This is a genomic window from Streptomyces carminius (assembly GCF_002794255.1).
GTDB classification, from domain to species: domain Bacteria; phylum Actinomycetota; class Actinomycetes; order Streptomycetales; family Streptomycetaceae; genus Streptomyces; species Streptomyces carminius.
Genome location: NZ_PGGW01000063.1, coordinates 79209 through 94796 on the forward strand (window position 1 = coordinate 79209; position 15588 = coordinate 94796).

Consider the following 15588-nt stretch of genomic DNA (forward strand, 5'->3'; position numbering starts at 1 on the left):
GATTCGGGACCGCCCCCGTCCCTCTGAAGGGCTCCCCGAAGACCGGTTCGAGGAGGGACGCGGGTGTCCGAATCCGCACCCACCATGGTGGGGAACCGTCAAAACGCTGTGACAGGAGCCCCTCCTCGTGACCACCACCCACACCGGTGCCGCCACCGCCCCCACCGCCCCCACCGGGACAGCGGCCGCCCGGGCCGAGAACCTGAGCAAGGTCTACGGCCAGGGTGAGACACAGGTGGTCGCCCTGGACGCCGTCTCCGTGGAGTTCACCCGCGGCCGGTTCACCGCGATCATGGGCCCGTCGGGCTCCGGCAAGTCCACGCTGATGCACTGCATGGCCGGACTGGACTCGTTCTCCTCCGGCTCGGCGTGGATCGGCGACACCGAGCTGTCCTCCCTGAAGGAGAAGAAGCTGACCCGGCTGCGCCGGGACAAGATCGGCTTCATCTTCCAGGCGTTCAACCTGCTGCCCACGCTGAACGCGCTGGAGAACATCACCCTCCCGATGGACATCGCCGGCCGCAAGCCGGACAAGGAGTGGCTGGACCGCGTCGTGGAGACCGTCGGCCTGTCCGGCCGGCTCAGGCACCGCCCCAACCAGCTCTCCGGCGGCCAGCAGCAGCGCGTGGCCGTCGCCCGGGCCCTGGCCGCCCGCCCCGAGATCATCTTCGGTGACGAACCGACCGGCAACCTGGACTCGCGTTCCGGCGCCGAGGTGCTGGGCTTCCTGCGCAACTCCGTGCGGGAGCTGGGCCAGACCGTCGTCATGGTGACCCATGACCCGATGGCCGCCTCCTACGCGGACCGGGTGGTCTTCCTCGCCGACGGACGGATCGTCGACGAGATGGCCGACCCCACCGCCGACAGCGTCCTGGACCGCATGAAGGCCTTCGACGCCAAGGGCCGTACGAGCTGAGGCGCGGCGCGCCCCGCCCGCCCGCTCACCCGGCTCCGAGAACCGCACCTCCGGGGGACCCCCAGGGCCGCCCCGGGGACCGCCGCGCCCTCCGGGCGCGCGTCCCCGCGCCGCGCACGCCCGGAAACCCCCGCCACCCCGACTCCAGAACACGAGATCCCCCATGTTCCGAACCGCCCTGCGCAACGTGCTCGCGCACAAGGCCAGACTGCTGATGACCACGCTCGCCGTGATGCTCGGCGTGGCGTTCGTCGCCGGCACCCTGGTCTTCACCGCCACCCTCTCCGAGGCCTTCGAACGCAGCTCGCAGAAGGGCTACGAGGCCGTCGACGTCTCCGTCCAGCCCGACTGGTCCACCGGCGGGGGAGGCGAGGGAAGCGAGGAAGCGGACGGCGAGCCGGCCGATCCCGAACTCGCCCTCACCGAAGGCCTGCTGGAGAAGCTGCGGGGGGTGGACGGCGTCGCGTCCGCCTTCGGGACCGCCACCGGCACCGTGGCCCTGGCCGACAAGGACGGCGAGCTCGTCGGCGACGGCTGGTCCACCTTCGGCAACAACCACGCCGCCGTGGACGGCGGGCAGGACCCGCGCTACGACCTGCGCGACGGCCGTGCCCCGCGGCGGGCCGGAGAGGTCGCGCTGGACTCCAGGACCGCCGAGCGCACCGGCTACGAGGTCGGTGACACCGTGCGGCTGTCCGTCGACGGCCCCGTCCGCGAGGAGAAGGTCACCGGCGTCTTCGACACCGACGACGGCTTCGTCGCCGCGGGCGGCGTCCTGGTCCTGTTCGACACCGCCACCGCGCAGAAGCTGTTCGCCTCCCCCGGCCACTACTCCGAGATCATCCTCGCCGCCGAGGGCGGGGTGACCCAGACGGAGCTGAAGGAGCGCGTCGAGGAGGTCCTGCCGCGGCAGGCCGAGGCCGTCACCGGCGACGAGCTCACCGCCGTCCAGGCCAGGACGGTCGAGAGCCAGATGGAGGGCATGCGCACCGGCCTGCTGGTCTTCGCCGGGATCTCGCTGTTCGTCGGCAGCTTCATCATCGCCAACACCTTCACCATGCTGGTCGCCCAGCGCACCAGGGAGCTGGCCCTGCTGCGCGCGGTCGGCGCCGGCCGCCGCCAGGTCACCCGGTCGGTGCTGATCGAGGCCCTGGTCGTCGGCACGGTCGCCGCGGCGGTCGGTCTGCTGGCGGGCATCGGGATCGGCGCCGGGCTGCGCGCCCTGCTGGGCGCCCTGGACCTCACCGTCCCGGACGGTCCGCTGGTGATCCCGCCGAACGCCGTGGTCGCCGCGCTGGCCGTCGGCATCGTCATCACCGTGCTCGCCGCCTGGCTGCCCGCCCGGCGCGCCGCGAAGATCCCGCCGGTCGCCGCCATGAGCAGCGTCCACGCGGTCGCCACCCCCCGCGGCCTGGTCGTCCGCAACACCATAGGTACGGTCCTGACGGCCGGCGGCGCGGCACTCGTGGTGGCCGCGACCGGCATGAAGGACAGCGAGGCGCTGATGGGCGCGGGTGCCGTGCTGACGGTGATCGGCGTGTTCGTGCTGACCCCGCTGCTGTCGCGCCCGCTGATAGCCGCCTCCGCCCCCCTCCTGCGCGGGTTCGGCGTCTCCGGACGGCTCGCGCGGCTGAACGCCGCGCGCAACCCGCGCCGCACCGCGGCCACCGCGTCCGCGCTGATGATCGGCCTCACCCTGATCACCGGACTGACCGTGATCGCCAGCAGCGTCCAGAAGAGCATCGACAACATGGCCGCGGAGTCCCTCCGGATCGACTACGTCGTCTCCATGGCCACCCCCTCCTACCTCTCCGAGGAGGTCGAGAAGACGCTGGAGAACCGGGAGGACGTCACGGCCCTCACCCCGATGCGTTCCTCCTACGCCGAGTTCGGCGGCGAGTACGCGGACCTCTTCGGCGTGGACGCCGACAGCTTCGGCAAGCTGACCAGCCTCGAATTCACCCAGGGCTCGTCCGAGGAGCTGGGCGACGGGAAGATCCTGGTGGACTCCGGGATCGCCGACGCAAACGGCTGGAAGGCCGGCACCTCCCTGGAGGCGGAGTACGAGGACGGCGAGCGCGGTGAGCTGACCGTCGGCGGCGTGTACCGCAGCAACGAGGTGTTCTACGGCGCCCTGATCGACACCGCCGACCTCGACCCCCATCTGGGCAAGATCGAGAGCATGCAGATCATGCTCTCCGTCCAGGGCGGCGCGAGTGCCTCCGCCAAGGACGCGCTGGCGAAGGCGCTGGGGGACAACCCGGCCATCCAGATCCAGAGCGAGCAGGACATCTCCGACAAGGCCGCCGGGGAGATCGCGATCATGCTGAACGTCCTCTACGGGCTGCTGGCCATGGCCGTGATCGTCGCGGTGCTCGGGGTGGTCAACACCCTGGCGATGTCGGTCTTCGAGCGGTCCCAGGAGATCGGCATGCTGCGGGCGATCGGCCTGGAGCGGCTCGGCGTCAAGCGGATGGTGCGGCTGGAGTCGCTGATCATCTCGCTGTTCGGCGGCGTGCTCGGGGTCGGTCTGGGCGTCTTCTTCGGCTGGGCCGCCGGCGAGCTGCTCGCCGGCCCGATCACCACCTACGAGCTGGCGCTGCCCTGGGACCGGCTGGCCCTCTTCCTGGCGCTGGCCGCGCTGGTCGGCATCCTGGCCGCGCTGTGGCCCGCGCGCCGGGCGGCCCGCATGAACATGCTGACGGCCATCAAGACCGAGTGATCCGGCCGGACGGCCCCACCGGCCGGGGGCCCGGACCGCGCTCGCGGTCCGGGCCCCCGGCCGTGCCGCCGCCGTGCCGCGTGCCGGGCCGTCTCCGGCCGGTCCCGGCCCCCGGCGACCCGGTTCAGCCCCGCCAGTCGCGGGTGCGCAGCGGCAGCCCCGAGACCCCGCTCCCCGGGGTGCGGACGGCCAGGATCTGGTTGACGCCTATCTCGTTGCGCTCGAAGGCGAGCGCGCAGGCCGCCATGTACAGCCGCCACACCCGGGCCCGGCCCGGGCCGGCCAGCCGGGCCGCCCGGGGCAGGTCGGCCTCCAGATTGGCCACCCAGCGGCGCAGGGTCAGCGCGTAGTGCTCCCGTATCGACTCCAGGTCGCGGACCTCGAACCCGGCCCGCTCCAGGAGCGTGACGGTCCGTCCGACGGGGGACAGCTCCCCGTCGGGGAAGACGTAGGCGTCGATGAACGGGTCCATCCGGTACTTCTCCTCGTCCGGCTCCGGGCGCCGGGCGATCTGGTGGTTGAGCAGCCGCCCGCCGGGCCGCAGCAGCGCGTACAGCCGGTCGGCGTACAGGCGGTAGCGCGCCGCCCCGACGTGCTCGGCCATCCCTATGGAGGAGACCGCGTCGTAGGGTCCGTCGCCGACCTCGCGGTAGTCCTGGACCCGGATGTCGATCCGGTCGGCCAGCCCGGCCTCCGCGACGCGCTTGCGGGCCAGCCCGGCCTGCTCCCGGGAGAGGGTGACACCCACCGCCGTCACGCCGTACTCGCGGGCCGCGTGCAGCACCAGTGAGCCCCAGCCGCAGCCGACGTCCAGCAGCCGCTGCCCGGGCTCCAGGGCGAGCTTGCGGCAGACCAGGTCGAGCTTGGCCTCCTGCGCCTCCTCCAGCGTCATGACCGGGCGCCCGCCGGCGTCCCCGTAGGCATCCCCGTAGGCACTGCCGTCCCAGTAGGCGCACGAGTAGACCATGGACGGCCCGAGCACCTGGGCGTAGAAGTCGTTGCCGACGTCGTAGTGGTGGCTGACGGCGCGCCGGTCGCGGCGCAGGGTGTGCCGCAGCCCGGTGCGGCCCCGGACCTCCTCGCGCGGCGGGGGCGGCGGGGGCAGCGGTCCGGCCAGTGCCAGCAGCTCACGGCCGAGCCCGAACCGGCTCTCCAGCCGGCGGGGCAGCGGCGGGGCGGGGGCGGCGGGGCGCTCCCACACCTGCCCGGCCAGCCGGCCCAGCGCCTCGTACAGGTCGCCCTCGATGTCGAGTTCCCCGGCCACCCAGGCGCGGACGAGCCCCAGTTCGCCCGGCTTCCACAGCAGCCGCCGCAGCGCGCGCCGGTGCCGTACCACGAGGACGGGCCCGCCGGGCGGTCCGGCCTCGCTGCGGTCCCAGGCCCGCACCCGCAGGGGCACGGGCCCGCCCAGCACCTCCTCCAGGGCTCTGACGAGTCTTGCCGCGGTCTGCGCTGCCACCGGTCCCCCTTCCACGGAGCCGGCCACTCCGCTCCGTCACACCCACAGACAGCTATCCCCGCGCGCCCCGCCGTTCACGCCGCCGCGCCGCGCACCGGCCGGTGCTGCCCGTACGGCACGGCGGGCGGGCAGCGGCGGAGGGCAAGCCGGGGAAAGGCCGGAGGACAGCCGGGGACAGCGCGAAGGGCCGCCCGCCTCCCCGGTCGAGGGAGGCGGGCGGCCCTTCGGAGGGCGCCGGAGCGGTGATCCGCCGGTGCTGTCCGCTACCGCCCGGCGCCGTCCGGCCTCAGGAGGCCCTGGCCTTCGGCCGGGCGTCGCCGGACTCCCGTGCCGCGGCCGAGACCGGCGCGGCGGCCTCGTAGAACTCCTCGCGCGGGTTCTGCACCGCGCCGAGGGAGACGACCTCGCGCTTGAGGAACAGGGCGAGCGTCCAGTCCGCGAAGACCCGGATCTTGCGGTTCCAGGTGGGGACCGCCAGGCCGTGGTAACCGCGGTGCATGTACCAGGCCAGCCGGCCCCTGAGCCTGATCTTGACTCGCTTGCCGACGGCGATCATCGCGACGCCCTTGCGGAGGCCGAGCCCGGCCACCGCGCCCTTGTTGGCGTGCCGGTACTCGGTCTGCGGGAAGCCCCGCATCCCGGCGATGACGTTGTCGCCGAGCACCTTCGCCTGGCGCAGCGCGTGCTGGGCGTTCGGCGGGCACCAGGCGTTCTCGTTGCCCGCCGCGCGGGCGGCGAGGTCCGGGACCTGGGCGTTGTCGCCCGCGGCCCAGATGTGGTCGGTGCCCTTGACCTGGAGCGTCGCCTCGGCGTCCACATGGCCGCGCGGGCCCAGCGGCAGGCCGTAGCGGGCCAGCGCCGGGTTGGGCTTCACACCGGCGGTCCACACGATGGTGTCGGAGTCCACCTCGAGGCCGTTCTTGAGCACCACGTGGCCGTCGACGCAGGACTCCATCGACGTGGACAGGTAGACCTCGACGCCGCGCTTCTTGAGGTGTTCCAGACCCCAGCGGCCGAGTTCGGGGCCGACCTCGGGGAGGATCTTGTCGGCGGCGTCGACGAGGATGAAGCGCATGTCCTCGCGGCGGACGTTGGTGTAGTACTTCGCCGCGTCCCGGGCCATGTCCTCGACCTCGCCGATGGTCTCGGCGCCGGCGAAGCCGCCGCCCACGAAGACGAAGGTGAGCGCCCGGCGGCGGACCTCCTCGTCGTTCGTGGAGTCGGCCTTGTCGAGCTGCTCCAGGACGTGGTTGCGCAGGCCGATGGCCTCCTCCACGCCCTTCATGCCGATGCCGTTCTCGGCCAGGCCGGGGATCGGGAAGGTGCGGGAGACGGCGCCGAGGGCGACGACCAGGTAGTCGAAGGGCAGCTCGTAGGCCTCGCCGACCAGCGGCGCGACCGTGGCGACCTTCCGGTCCTGGTCGACGGCCGTGACCCGCCCGGTGAGGACCTCCGCCTTGGGAAGCACGCGCCGCAGCGGGACGACCACATGGCGCGGGGAGATGGAGCCGGCGGCGGCTTCCGGCAGGAAGGGCTGGTACGTCATGTAGGAGCGCGGGTCGACGACGGTGACGGTCGCCTCGCCGTACCGCATCTTCTTCAGGATGCGGCGCGCTGCGTACATACCGACGTACCCGCCACCCACTACGAGGATTCGCGGACGCTCCGTGGTGCTCATGTCTTCGAGTATCCCCCGCCGTCCGGGGGGTACCTCGTGAGCCCCTTCACAAGCACCTACGGTACCTGTGTTATAGTGCCCCGGCTCACGATGCGGACCTTCCGCGGCACTGTGGGACATCGGGCCGTCCAGGCCTCCTCGCACCCCATGTGAGCTGCGTGATCTCATGCCGGGGATGTCGGCGGGCAACGTGCCGGACCTCCACGGAGGCGGCACCGTAACGACCTCGAAACGCCCTCTCCCGGCCCCGGCCACCCGGAATTCGGCCTACCGGCCCGTAACGTGGACGGCTCCCGCGGTTTTCCTTGTGAAGAACTTCACGAAGTTTTCCGGCGAGCCCCGGGCGAGCTCCGCCACACGGCTCCCACCAGCGCGCCCACGGGTCCCGAACCCCCTTCGGCTCCGGGCACTCGGGCGGCAGTTCACCACGGGGCACCACCTCCCGGGAGGCGGACGGCCGGCGGTCGGCGGCCGGGCCGTGACCGGGCCGCCCATCCGGTTCCCGGCATGCTCCGGGCGATGCCGCCGAGAACGGCTCACGAACGCGGCTCCCGGACCGCAGCCAGGTGTACACGCGACTGCGTACACTGACCTCATGACCGAGAACACCGTGACCGTACGGGAAGCCCGCGCGCACCTCGCGGACCACATCAACCGGGCCGAGGAAGGTATTCCGACGGTCGTCACGCGCAACGGCGTGCCGGTGGCGGCCGTGGTTCCGATCTCGGACTTCGAGGCGCTGGAGGAAGCAGCCGATGTGATGTTGGCGCGCGAAGCGGAAGCAGTCCTGGCCGAGGGCGGCCCCACGGTGACGATGGCGGAACTGCTGGCGGACCTGTTCACCGAGCAGGACGGCGAGGCGCCGTGAAGTACGCCTTCCGGTTCACCACGGCGGCACAACGGCAACTCCGGGCCGTCAGCAGACCCGACGCCATGCGCATCCTGACCGCGCTGACCGCGCTCGGCGACGATCCGTACCGCGAGGACGCCGATGTCAGGAAACTCACCGGCCCGTCGGGCCTCTACCAGCTCCGGGTCGGCAACTACCGGGTCGCCTACCAGGTCAACGACGGCGAACTCGTCGTCCTCGTCGTCAAGGTGGGTGACCGCCGGGACGTCTACCGCAACCTGTGAGCGCAATGTGCCGGGCGGGGCGGGCCGGGCCGGGGCCGCCCGGCGCCCTCACACCTCGCCCAGCACGCTCCAGGCGATGCCGTCCAGGATGTCGTGCTCGCTCACCACGACCTCGGCCGCCCCGGTCCGCTCCATGACCGCCCGCAGGATCAGGCCGCCCGCGCCGATCACGTCCACCCGGCCCGGGTGCATCACCGGGATCGCGGCGCGTTCGGCGTGGGTGGCGGCCAGCAGGCGGTCGGTGACCGCGGCGACCCGCGCGACGGGGATCCGGGAGTGGTGGATGGCCGCCGGGTCGTACTCCGGCAGGTCCAGGGCGACGGCGGCGACGGTGGTGACCGAGCCCGCCAGACCCACCAGGGTGCGGGCCTCGCGCAGCGGGACGGTCTTCTCCGCCAGGTCCAGGGCGGCGTCGATGTCGGCGCGCAGCGCGGCGAGTTGCCCGGGGACCGGAGGGTCGGCGATCGCCCCGTCCCGCAGCAGGTGACGCTCGGTCAGCCGCACGCAGCCGATGTCCACGCTGCGGGCGGCCCGCACCGTGTCGTCGCCCACCACGAACTCGGTGGAGCCGCCGCCGATGTCCACCACCAGGTACGGCCGGGGCAGGCGCATGCCGCCGGTCAGCTCGCGGGTGGCACCGGCGAAGGACAGCGCGGCCTCCTCGTCGCCGGTGATCACCTCGGGCCCGGTGCCCAGGATGTCCACCACCCCGCGCACGAACTCGTCCCGGTTCTCGGCGTCGCGCGAGGCCGAGGTGGCGACGAAGCGGACGCGGTCGGGGGTGACACCGTGGGCGCGGATCGCCTCCGCGTACTCGCGGCAGGCCGCGAAGGTGCGCTCCAGTGCCTCGGGGGCCAGCCGCCCGGTGCGGTCGACGCCCTGGCCGAGCCGGACGACGGTCATACGGCGGTCGAGGTCGGTCAGGACTCCGGCGGCCGGGTCGAGATCGGCCACCAGCAGCCGGATGGAGTTCGTACCGCAGTCGACGGCGGCGACCCTGGTCATGCGGTGCTCCCCTGTCCTCCGGCCGGCCGCCCGGTCCCGCGGTCCCCGGCCCCGTCCTCCGTACCGGCCGCGCACACGCACGGCCCCTTGCGCCACCACTCGGGCAGCATGGCGATCGCCTCGTCGCCCAGCGGGTTGACGCCCGGTCCGGCGGCCAGCGAGTGGGCCACCAGGACGTGCAGGCACTTGACCCGGTCGGGCATCCCGCCCGCGCTGGGGAAGCCCGCCAGCACCTCGATGGCGTCCCGGCGGGCGAGGTAGTCCTCGTGCGCCCGGCGGTAGGCCGCGGCCAGCTCCGGGTCGGTCCGCAGCCGCTCGGTCATCTCCCGCATCACGCCCTCGGCCTCCAGCGTGCCGATCGCGGAGGCCGCGCGCGGGCAGGTGAGGTAGTACGTCGTCGGGAAGGGCGTGCCGTCCTCCAGCCGGGGCGCCGTCTCCACCACGTCGGGCAGGCCGCAGGGACAGCGGTGCGCGATGGCGCGCAGACCGCGCGGCGGACGGCCGAGCTGCTGCCGGAAGGCCTCGGTGTCGGCCTCGGTGGGCGCGGTGGGCGGGGTGCGGGGCGGGGGTGTTCGCATGGTTCCTCGGAAGGTGGCGTCGGGAGTCGGAAGGGGCCGGGGCGCGGGCGGTCAGGGGCGGCCGGTGTCGGGCGGCCGGCCGCCCGGGTCCTCGGCGGGGTCCTCGGCGGGGTCCTCGGCGGCCCCGGCGTCCGCCGCGTCCAGGCCTTCCCACAGCCGCCGGTGCCAGGGCCGGCCGGGGGCCGCCTCCCGGCCGTCGGGGGAGCGCCGGGCGCGGGAGGCCCCGTCGGCGTCCCGCTCCCGCTCCCGGTCCGGGCCGGCCGTGTCGTCCGGCAGGAGGAAGCCGGTCTCGCCGGGGCGCAGGTAGAGCAGGCGCTCGCGGGCCATCCGCTCCACATAGGCGGGGTCCTGCCAGCGGGCCTTCTCGTCGCGCAGCCGCTCGACGCGCTCGCGCTTCTCCTCCACCAGGCGGCGCTGCTCGGCTATCTCCGCGCGCTGCGAGACGTACTGCCGCATCGGATAGGCGAGGACGACGACGAGCGAGCACAGCACGAGCACCAGGAGCGCGGCGCGGCCGGTCAGCCTGCTGCGCCGCGGAGCGCGCATCCGGCGGTGCTGCGCCCGGTAGACGCGCTCCGCCGCCTGGGTCCCCAGCGCCCTGAGCCTGGTCGCGGTGGAGAACCGCTCCCGTTCCGCGGCCACCTCGCCTCCCCTGTCCTGCTCCGCGCGCGGTCGTCGCACGGACGTGTGCCCCCGCCCTCCCGCCACCGTACGGGACGGTGGCTGCGGGAGGGCGGGGGCGGTGCCCGGCGCGGCGGCCGCCCGCCGGCCCGGCCGGGCCTGCCGTGCCTACTGGTCCGCGGAAGCGGCTGCGCTCACCGGCCCGCGGAAGCGACTGCGCCTACTGGTCCGCGGAGCGGCTGCGCTCACTGGCCCGCGGAGCGGAACCGCGGGAACGCCGAGCGTCCGGCGTACACCGCGGCGTCGTCGAGGATCTCCTCGATGCGCAGCAGCTGGTTGTACTTGGCGACGCGCTCGGAGCGGGCCGGGGCACCGGTCTTGATCTGGCCGCAGTTGGTGGCGACGGCCAGGTCGGCGATGGTGACGTCCTCGGTCTCGCCGGAGCGGTGGGACATCATGCACTTGAAGCCGCTGCGCTGGGCCAGCTCGACGGCGTCCAGGGTCTCGGTGAGGGAGCCGATCTGGTTGACCTTCACCAGCAGGGCGTTGGCGGCGCCCTCCTCGATGCCGCGGGCCAACCGCTCGGGGTTGGTGACGAACAGGTCGTCACCGACGAGCTGGACCTTGTCGCCGAGTCGCTCGGTGATGGTCTTCCAGCCGTCCCAGTCGTCCTCGAACAGCGGGTCCTCGATGGAGACCAGCGGGTACGCCTCGACCAGCTCGGCGTAGTAGTCGGTCATCTGGGCGGCGGTGCGCTCCTGGCCCTCGAAGACGTACTTGCCGTCCTTGTGGAACTCGGAGGCGGCGACGTCCAGGGCGAGGGCGATGTCCTGGCCGGGGGTGTAACCGGCCTGTCCGATGGCCTCCAGGATGAGGTCGAGCGCCTCGCGGTTGGAGCCGAGGTTCGGGGCGAAGCCGCCCTCGTCGCCCAGGCCGGTGGACAGCCCGCGCTCCTTCAGCACCTTCTTGAGGGTGTGGTAGACCTCGGTGCCCCAGCGCAGGGCCTCGGAGAAGGACTCGGCGCCGATCGGCGCGATCATGAACTCCTGGATGTCCACGTTGGAGTCGGCGTGCGAGCCGCCGTTGAGGATGTTCATCATCGGGACCGGCAGCAGGTGCGCGTTCGGCCCGCCGAGGTAGCGGAAGAGCGGCAGGTCCGAGGCCTCGGAGGCGGCGTGGGCGACGGCCAGCGAGACGCCGAGGATGGCGTTGGCGCCGAGCGAGGACTTGTCCGGGGTGGCGTCCAGGTCGAACATCGCCTGGTCGATCAGGCGCTGCTCGGTGGCGTCGTAGCCGACCAGCTCCGGGCCGATCTGCTCGATGACGGCGAGGACCGCCTTCTCGACGCCCTTGCCCCCGTAGCGGTCCTTGTCGCCGTCGCGCAGCTCCAGGGCCTCGAAGGCGCCGGTCGAGGCGCCGGACGGGACGGCCGCGCGGCCGGTGCTGCCGTCGTCGAGGCCGACCTCGACCTCGACCGTGGGGTTGCCTCGCGAGTCGAGGATCTCGCGGGCCACTACGACGTCGATGGACGGCACGGGGGTCTCCTTCGTGTGTGTCTGGCTGGGTGTCCGACTGGAGTGTCCGACTGAGGTGTCTGCGGGATTGCCGCCCCTGAGCCTATCCGCCCCGCGGCACCACCTCGCCGACAGTCCGCGCCGTACGGCCGAACGGTCGGCGAAGACGCGCCGAAGAGGCGTCGAAGACCGCGGAAACACCGGCTCGGCAGGGAACGGAACCATTTTGTTTCCGAAGTAAATAAACCCGATGCGGCGCACCCTCCGCAAGAGGGGTGACGCGCCGCACCGGGTCGGCTCCGCCTGGTGACGGACCTCGGCTCAGACCCTGAGCTGCTGGCCCGGGAAAATCAGGTCGGGGTCGTCGCCGACCACGTCCCGGTTGGCCTCGTAGAGCCTCTGCCAGGTGGTGCCGTGGGCGGCGGCGATCTCCCGCAGGGTGTCGCCCGGCCGGACGGTGTAGGCGCCGGTCCCGTCCGCGGCGGAGCCGGCTCCGTCCTCCGCACCGGCCCGGGCACCGGCTTCGGCTTCGGCACTGGTTCCGGCCCCTGCTCCGGTCCCGCCGGCCCGGTCACCGGCCGGAGCACCGCCCCGGTCACCGCCGTCCGGGCGTACCTGCGCCCGGGGGCCGCCGGCAGTGAGCCCGCCCTCGTCCGCGCATCCCCAGGCGCGCGGCCCCTGCATGGCCAGCAGCCGCTCGGCGACGGCGATCTGCTGCTCTCTGGTGGCCAGGTCGGCACGCGGCGCGTACCGGGTCCCGCCCGCGGCCTCCCAGCTGGACTGCGAGAACTGCAGCCCGCCGTAGTAGCCGTTGCCGGTGTTGATGGACCAGTTGCCGCTGCTCTCGCACTCGGCGACCCGGTCCCAGGTGTCCACGGACGCCGCGGCGGCGCCCTGGGCACCCGCCAGCGGAACGGCGATGGCGGCGCCCGCGGCGCCGGTCAGAGCGGCCGCACGCACGGCCTTGGCGGTACGACTGTCGTGACCCTTGGCGGTGAACAGCATGAACGTCCCTACTCACCGACGCCTGCGAGGTGAGCTGTCGGGTTCGGGCCGTGAGCAGCCCGGCCGGTACGGGGACGGGCGTCCCCGTACCGGCTTCACCCCAAGCCGCCGCGGGCGCGGTACGCCCGCGGCGGCGCCTACCTGGTTCCCCCGCTCCTGCCAGCGGCGCTGACGCGACGACTACCCCACCGGCCGCCGGCAGGATTCGGCGCTGCGGTCGATGGCACTCGCGGTCGCGAGCGAGTAGACCGTAAGCACACCCGGGCAAATACCTCAAAACATGTCAGAACCCGTCCCGTCACCCTTCCTGACGGTCAGAATGGTGGAGTGCGCAGGTCAGGGAGTCGGCGTTAGGCCGGACAGCGAGGACACGCCGCAAGGCGCCGGAATTGGTCCGGAAGGGTCATTCCGCGGGCTCAGTCGAGCTCGATCCCCTGCCCCGGCACGATCAGGTCCGGGTTCTCACCGAGGACGTCCTTGTTCGACTCGTACAGCTCGCTCCAGGTCAGCTCGTGCTTCTGGGCGATCTGCACGAGCGAGTCCCCCGGCTGCACGAGGTAGTCCCCCGCGGCGAGGGTCTCCTGACCGCCCGCGGTGGCCGCGTCGGAGCGGTCGGCCGCCTCCCCGGCGTCCCCGGTGTCCGCGGCGCCCTCGGTGTCCCCGGTGCCCTCGGTGTCCGCCTGCTGTTCCAGCTCCAGTTCGAGCGGGTCGCGCTCGCCGCGGTGCTTCCCGGCACCCTCCGTCGGACCGGCCCCGGCCGGGTCCTCGGCTCCGGCGGCCGGATCCGTACCGGCCTTCCCGGTCTCCTCGACGGTCTCCGCCCCGGGGCTCTCGGTGGCCGCTCCGCCGGCGGAGTCGTCCGCCTCCCCGTCGGTCTTCGCGGTCTCCCCGGCCTTCCCGGTCTCCCCGGTCTCCCCGGTCTTCTCGGTCTTCCCGGGAGCGCCGTCCGCGCTCTTCGTCCCGGCGGCGGGAACCGACGGGGCGGCGGGCGCCTCGCCGGGCAGGTAGTTCTCGGGGGCGATGGCGGGGGCCTCACCGGTGGTGTCGTAGCGCAGTCCGGCGTTGATGCCGCAGCCGGGCCAGGCCTCCGGCCCCCGGTCGGCGAGGATCTTCTCGGCCACCGCGATCTGCTGGCTGCGGCTGGCCAGGTCGGGGCGGTCGGCGTAGGACATGCCGCCGTACTCCTCCCAGAGCCCCTGGGTGAGCTGGAGGCCGCCGTAGTAGCCGTTGCCCGTGTCGGCGCTCCACAGGCCGTCACTCTCGCACTGTGCGACCCGGTCCCAGGTGTCGAGGTCGGCCGCCTGGGCGCCCGACGCGCCGAGGAGGGGTATGGCGATTCCCGCGCCGGTCATCCCCGCCGTGACGAACGCGGCGGGGGCCTGACGGGGGCGGCGGTGCTTACCGGTCCCGGAGAGCATGTGTGGGGCCTCTCGTACGTGGGGAGACAGAAAGGTTCTGCGGGGGTGTTGACGGCAGAACGTAGCGCCCGAGACGGATCATCACAAGCCAGTGTCGCGTAGATCACGCGTAGGTCACGCAAGTGACACTGTGTCATCACAGTACCGGGTCGAACTCCACCGGGAGTGCCCGCAGTCCACGCATGATCAGACCGCCGCGCCACCGCAATTCGGGCGGTTCCGCCGCGAGTCGCAGGTCAGGGAGGCGGCCCAGCAGGGCGGACAGCGCGACCCGTCCCTCCAGCCGGGCCAGCGGCGCCCCCAGACAGTAGTGGATGCCGTGCCCGTAGCCGAGATGCTGGCTGTCACTACGTGTAAGGTCCAACGTGTCCGGACGGGCGAACCTCTCCGGATCGCGGTCGGCGGCCGCCAGCACCACCAGTACCGGGTCGCCGGCCTCCACGCGCTGCCCGCCCAGCTCCAGCGGCTCGGTGGCGAACCGCCAGGTGGCCAGCTCCACCGGCCCGTCGTAGCGCAGCAGTTCCTCCACCGCGCTCTCCAGCCGCCCGGTGTCCCCGGCGGCCAGCGCGTCCTGCAGGAGCCGGCGCTGCTCCGGATGGCGCAGCAGGGCGTAGGTGCCGTTGCCGATGAGGTTCACGGTGGTCTCGAACCCGGCGAACAGCAGGATGAAGGCCATCGCGGCGGCCTCGTTCTCCGTCAGGTGCTCGCCGTGGTCGCTCGCCCGGATCAGTCCGGAGATCAGGTCGTCGCCCGGCTCCGCGCGCTTGCGGTGGATCAGCTCGGCCAGATACGCGCGCATCCGCTTCACCGCCCGGCCCACCCCGCCGCGCGGCCCGCGGTCGTGGCGGATCATCATGCCCGCCCAGTCGCGGAAGTCGTCCTGGTCCCCGGCGGGGACGCCGAGCAGGTCGCAGATGGCGTAGATGGGCAGCGGGAAGGCGAACTCGTGGATGAGGTCGGCGCTCCCGCGCCCCGCGAAGCCGTCGACGAGCCGGTCGGCCAGCTCCCGCACCCGCGGCTCGAAGGCCGCCACCCGGCGCGGGGTGAACGCCTTGGACACCAGCCGCCGCAGCCGGGTGTGGTCGGGCGGGTCGATGTTGAGCAGATGCGTCATCAGGTTCGCGCTGCGCTCCCCGGGGATGCCGATCTTCCCCCGGCCGTGCGCGGTCTCGCTGTGGTGGGCGGGGTTCTTGCTCAGCCGCGGGTCGGCCAGCGTCTCGCGGGCGTCGGCGTACCGGGTCACCAGCCAGGCCTCCACCCCGCTGGGCAGCACGGTCCGGTGCACCGGCGCGTGCTCGCGCAGCCAGGCGTACGCGGGGTACGGGTCGGTGGCGAACTCGTGGGTGAACAGGGCGGGCATCGGCGGCGGTGCGGCGGTGTCCGGCCGGGTGTTCGGGCAGGTTTCCGGGCCTCGGTTCTCCTGGTGCACGCCCCGACGCTAACGCGCCGCCGGTGCACGCGTTCGCTTCCCTCCCCACCCGGAAACGGAAGCGGACGCGCGCACCAGCGAGAATTATCCCACCAGTAGTGGCATAATT

General features: G+C 73.1%; 13 protein-coding genes and 1 riboswitch. Of the genes, 4 read left to right on the forward strand and 9 right to left on the reverse strand.

Annotated elements, in window-relative coordinates:
* The first annotated feature begins 127 nt into the window (after nucleotides 1–127).
* Nucleotides 128–916: an ABC transporter ATP-binding protein gene (locus CUT44_RS22125; RefSeq protein WP_100203677.1), complete on the forward strand. Its 789-nt coding sequence runs from the start codon at nucleotides 128–130 to the stop codon at nucleotides 914–916.
* A 163-nt stretch (nucleotides 917–1079) separates the two neighbouring features.
* Entirely contained in the window at nucleotides 1080–3638 is a 2559-nt protein-coding gene (locus CUT44_RS22130; RefSeq protein ID WP_100203678.1) for an ABC transporter permease, read from the forward strand.
* A gap of 124 nt (nucleotides 3639–3762) precedes the next feature.
* Here the strand turns inward: CUT44_RS22130 and CUT44_RS22135 are convergent, their stop codons facing one another.
* Both CUT44_RS22135 and CUT44_RS22140 read right to left on the reverse strand, forming a co-directional pair.
* Nucleotides 3763–5097: an SAM-dependent methyltransferase gene (locus CUT44_RS22135; RefSeq protein ID WP_100203722.1), complete on the reverse strand. Its 1335-nt coding sequence runs from the start codon at nucleotides 5095–5097 to the stop codon at nucleotides 3763–3765.
* A 286-nt stretch (nucleotides 5098–5383) separates the two neighbouring features.
* Nucleotides 5384–6775: an NAD(P)/FAD-dependent oxidoreductase gene (locus tag CUT44_RS22140; protein ID WP_100203679.1), complete on the reverse strand. Its 1392-nt coding sequence runs from the start codon at nucleotides 6773–6775 to the stop codon at nucleotides 5384–5386.
* A gap of 595 nt (nucleotides 6776–7370) precedes the next feature.
* Between CUT44_RS22140 and CUT44_RS22145 the strand changes: the two genes are divergently transcribed.
* Together CUT44_RS22145 and CUT44_RS22150 are read left to right on the forward strand one after the other, a co-directional pair.
* Nucleotides 7371–7643 (forward strand): type II toxin-antitoxin system Phd/YefM family antitoxin, encoded by a 273-nt coding sequence (locus CUT44_RS22145; RefSeq protein ID WP_100203680.1) that lies wholly within the window; start codon nucleotides 7371–7373, stop codon nucleotides 7641–7643.
* Entirely contained in the window at nucleotides 7640–7909 is a 270-nt protein-coding gene (locus CUT44_RS22150; RefSeq protein ID WP_100203681.1) for a type II toxin-antitoxin system RelE family toxin, read from the forward strand. Before CUT44_RS22145 ends, CUT44_RS22150 begins: the two co-directional genes overlap by 4 nt.
* Before the next feature lie 48 nt (nucleotides 7910–7957).
* On the opposite strand, the gene CUT44_RS22155 is transcribed toward CUT44_RS22150, so the two are convergent.
* From CUT44_RS22155 to CUT44_RS22185, 7 genes are all read right to left on the reverse strand, one after another.
* Nucleotides 7958–8914, reverse strand: coding sequence for a Ppx/GppA phosphatase family protein (locus tag CUT44_RS22155; protein ID WP_100203682.1), 957 nt, complete (start codon nucleotides 8912–8914; stop codon nucleotides 7958–7960).
* Nucleotides 8911–9492 (reverse strand): DUF501 domain-containing protein, encoded by a 582-nt coding sequence (locus CUT44_RS22160; RefSeq protein ID WP_100203683.1) that lies wholly within the window; start codon nucleotides 9490–9492, stop codon nucleotides 8911–8913. Before CUT44_RS22160 ends, CUT44_RS22155 begins: the two co-directional genes overlap by 4 nt.
* Before the next feature lie 51 nt (nucleotides 9493–9543).
* Nucleotides 9544–10134, reverse strand: a complete 591-nt coding sequence (locus tag CUT44_RS22165) for an FtsB family cell division protein (protein ID WP_233221563.1) — start codon at nucleotides 10132–10134, stop codon at nucleotides 9544–9546.
* Nucleotides 10135–10358: 224 nt separating this feature from the next.
* Nucleotides 10359–11648 carry a phosphopyruvate hydratase gene (gene eno, locus CUT44_RS22170; protein WP_100203684.1) on the reverse strand — a complete coding sequence of 430 codons (1290 nt, stop codon included), beginning with the start codon at nucleotides 11646–11648 and terminating at the stop codon, nucleotides 10359–10361.
* 300 nt (nucleotides 11649–11948) lie between these two features.
* Entirely contained in the window at nucleotides 11949–12632 is a 684-nt protein-coding gene (locus CUT44_RS22175; protein ID WP_100203685.1) for a LysM peptidoglycan-binding domain-containing protein, read from the reverse strand.
* A 4-nt stretch (nucleotides 12633–12636) separates the two neighbouring features.
* A riboswitch (cyclic di-AMP (ydaO/yuaA leader) is annotated at nucleotides 12637–12810 on the reverse strand.
* A 238-nt stretch (nucleotides 12811–13048) separates the two neighbouring features.
* The gene (locus tag CUT44_RS34570; RefSeq protein WP_100203686.1) at nucleotides 13049–14050 is read right to left on the reverse strand and encodes a LysM peptidoglycan-binding domain-containing protein; all 1002 of its coding nucleotides are present in this window, start codon (nucleotides 14048–14050) and stop codon (nucleotides 13049–13051) included.
* Nucleotides 14051–14186: 136 nt separating this feature from the next.
* A complete protein-coding gene (locus CUT44_RS22185; RefSeq protein WP_100203687.1) occupies nucleotides 14187–15410 on the reverse strand; it encodes a cytochrome P450 family protein in 1224 nt (407 codons plus the stop codon).
* Nucleotides 15411–15588: the final 178 nt, after the last annotated feature.

Bases quoted from the DNA above. Each gene is read 5' to 3' on its own strand.
- CUT44_RS22175 (WP_100203685.1), bottom strand. From the start codon at position 12,632: ATGCTGTTCACCGCCAAGGGTCACGACAGTCGTACCGCCAAGGCCGTG.
- CUT44_RS34570 (WP_100203686.1), bottom strand. From the start codon at position 14,050: ATGCTCTCCGGGACCGGTAAGCACCGCCGCCCCCGTCAGGCCCCCGCC.
- CUT44_RS22185 (WP_100203687.1), bottom strand. From the start codon at position 15,410: ATGCCCGCCCTGTTCACCCACGAGTTCGCCACCGACCCGTACCCCGCG.
- CUT44_RS22160 (WP_100203683.1), bottom strand. From the start codon at position 9,492: ATGCGAACACCCCCGCCCCGCACCCCGCCCACCGCGCCCACCGAGGCC.
- CUT44_RS22130 (WP_100203678.1), top strand. From the start codon at position 1,080: ATGTTCCGAACCGCCCTGCGCAACGTGCTCGCGCACAAGGCCAGACTG.
- CUT44_RS22145 (WP_100203680.1), top strand. From the start codon at position 7,371: ATGACCGAGAACACCGTGACCGTACGGGAAGCCCGCGCGCACCTCGCG.
- CUT44_RS22155 (WP_100203682.1), bottom strand. From the start codon at position 8,914: ATGACCAGGGTCGCCGCCGTCGACTGCGGTACGAACTCCATCCGGCTG.
- CUT44_RS22140 (WP_100203679.1), bottom strand. From the start codon at position 6,775: ATGAGCACCACGGAGCGTCCGCGAATCCTCGTAGTGGGTGGCGGGTAC.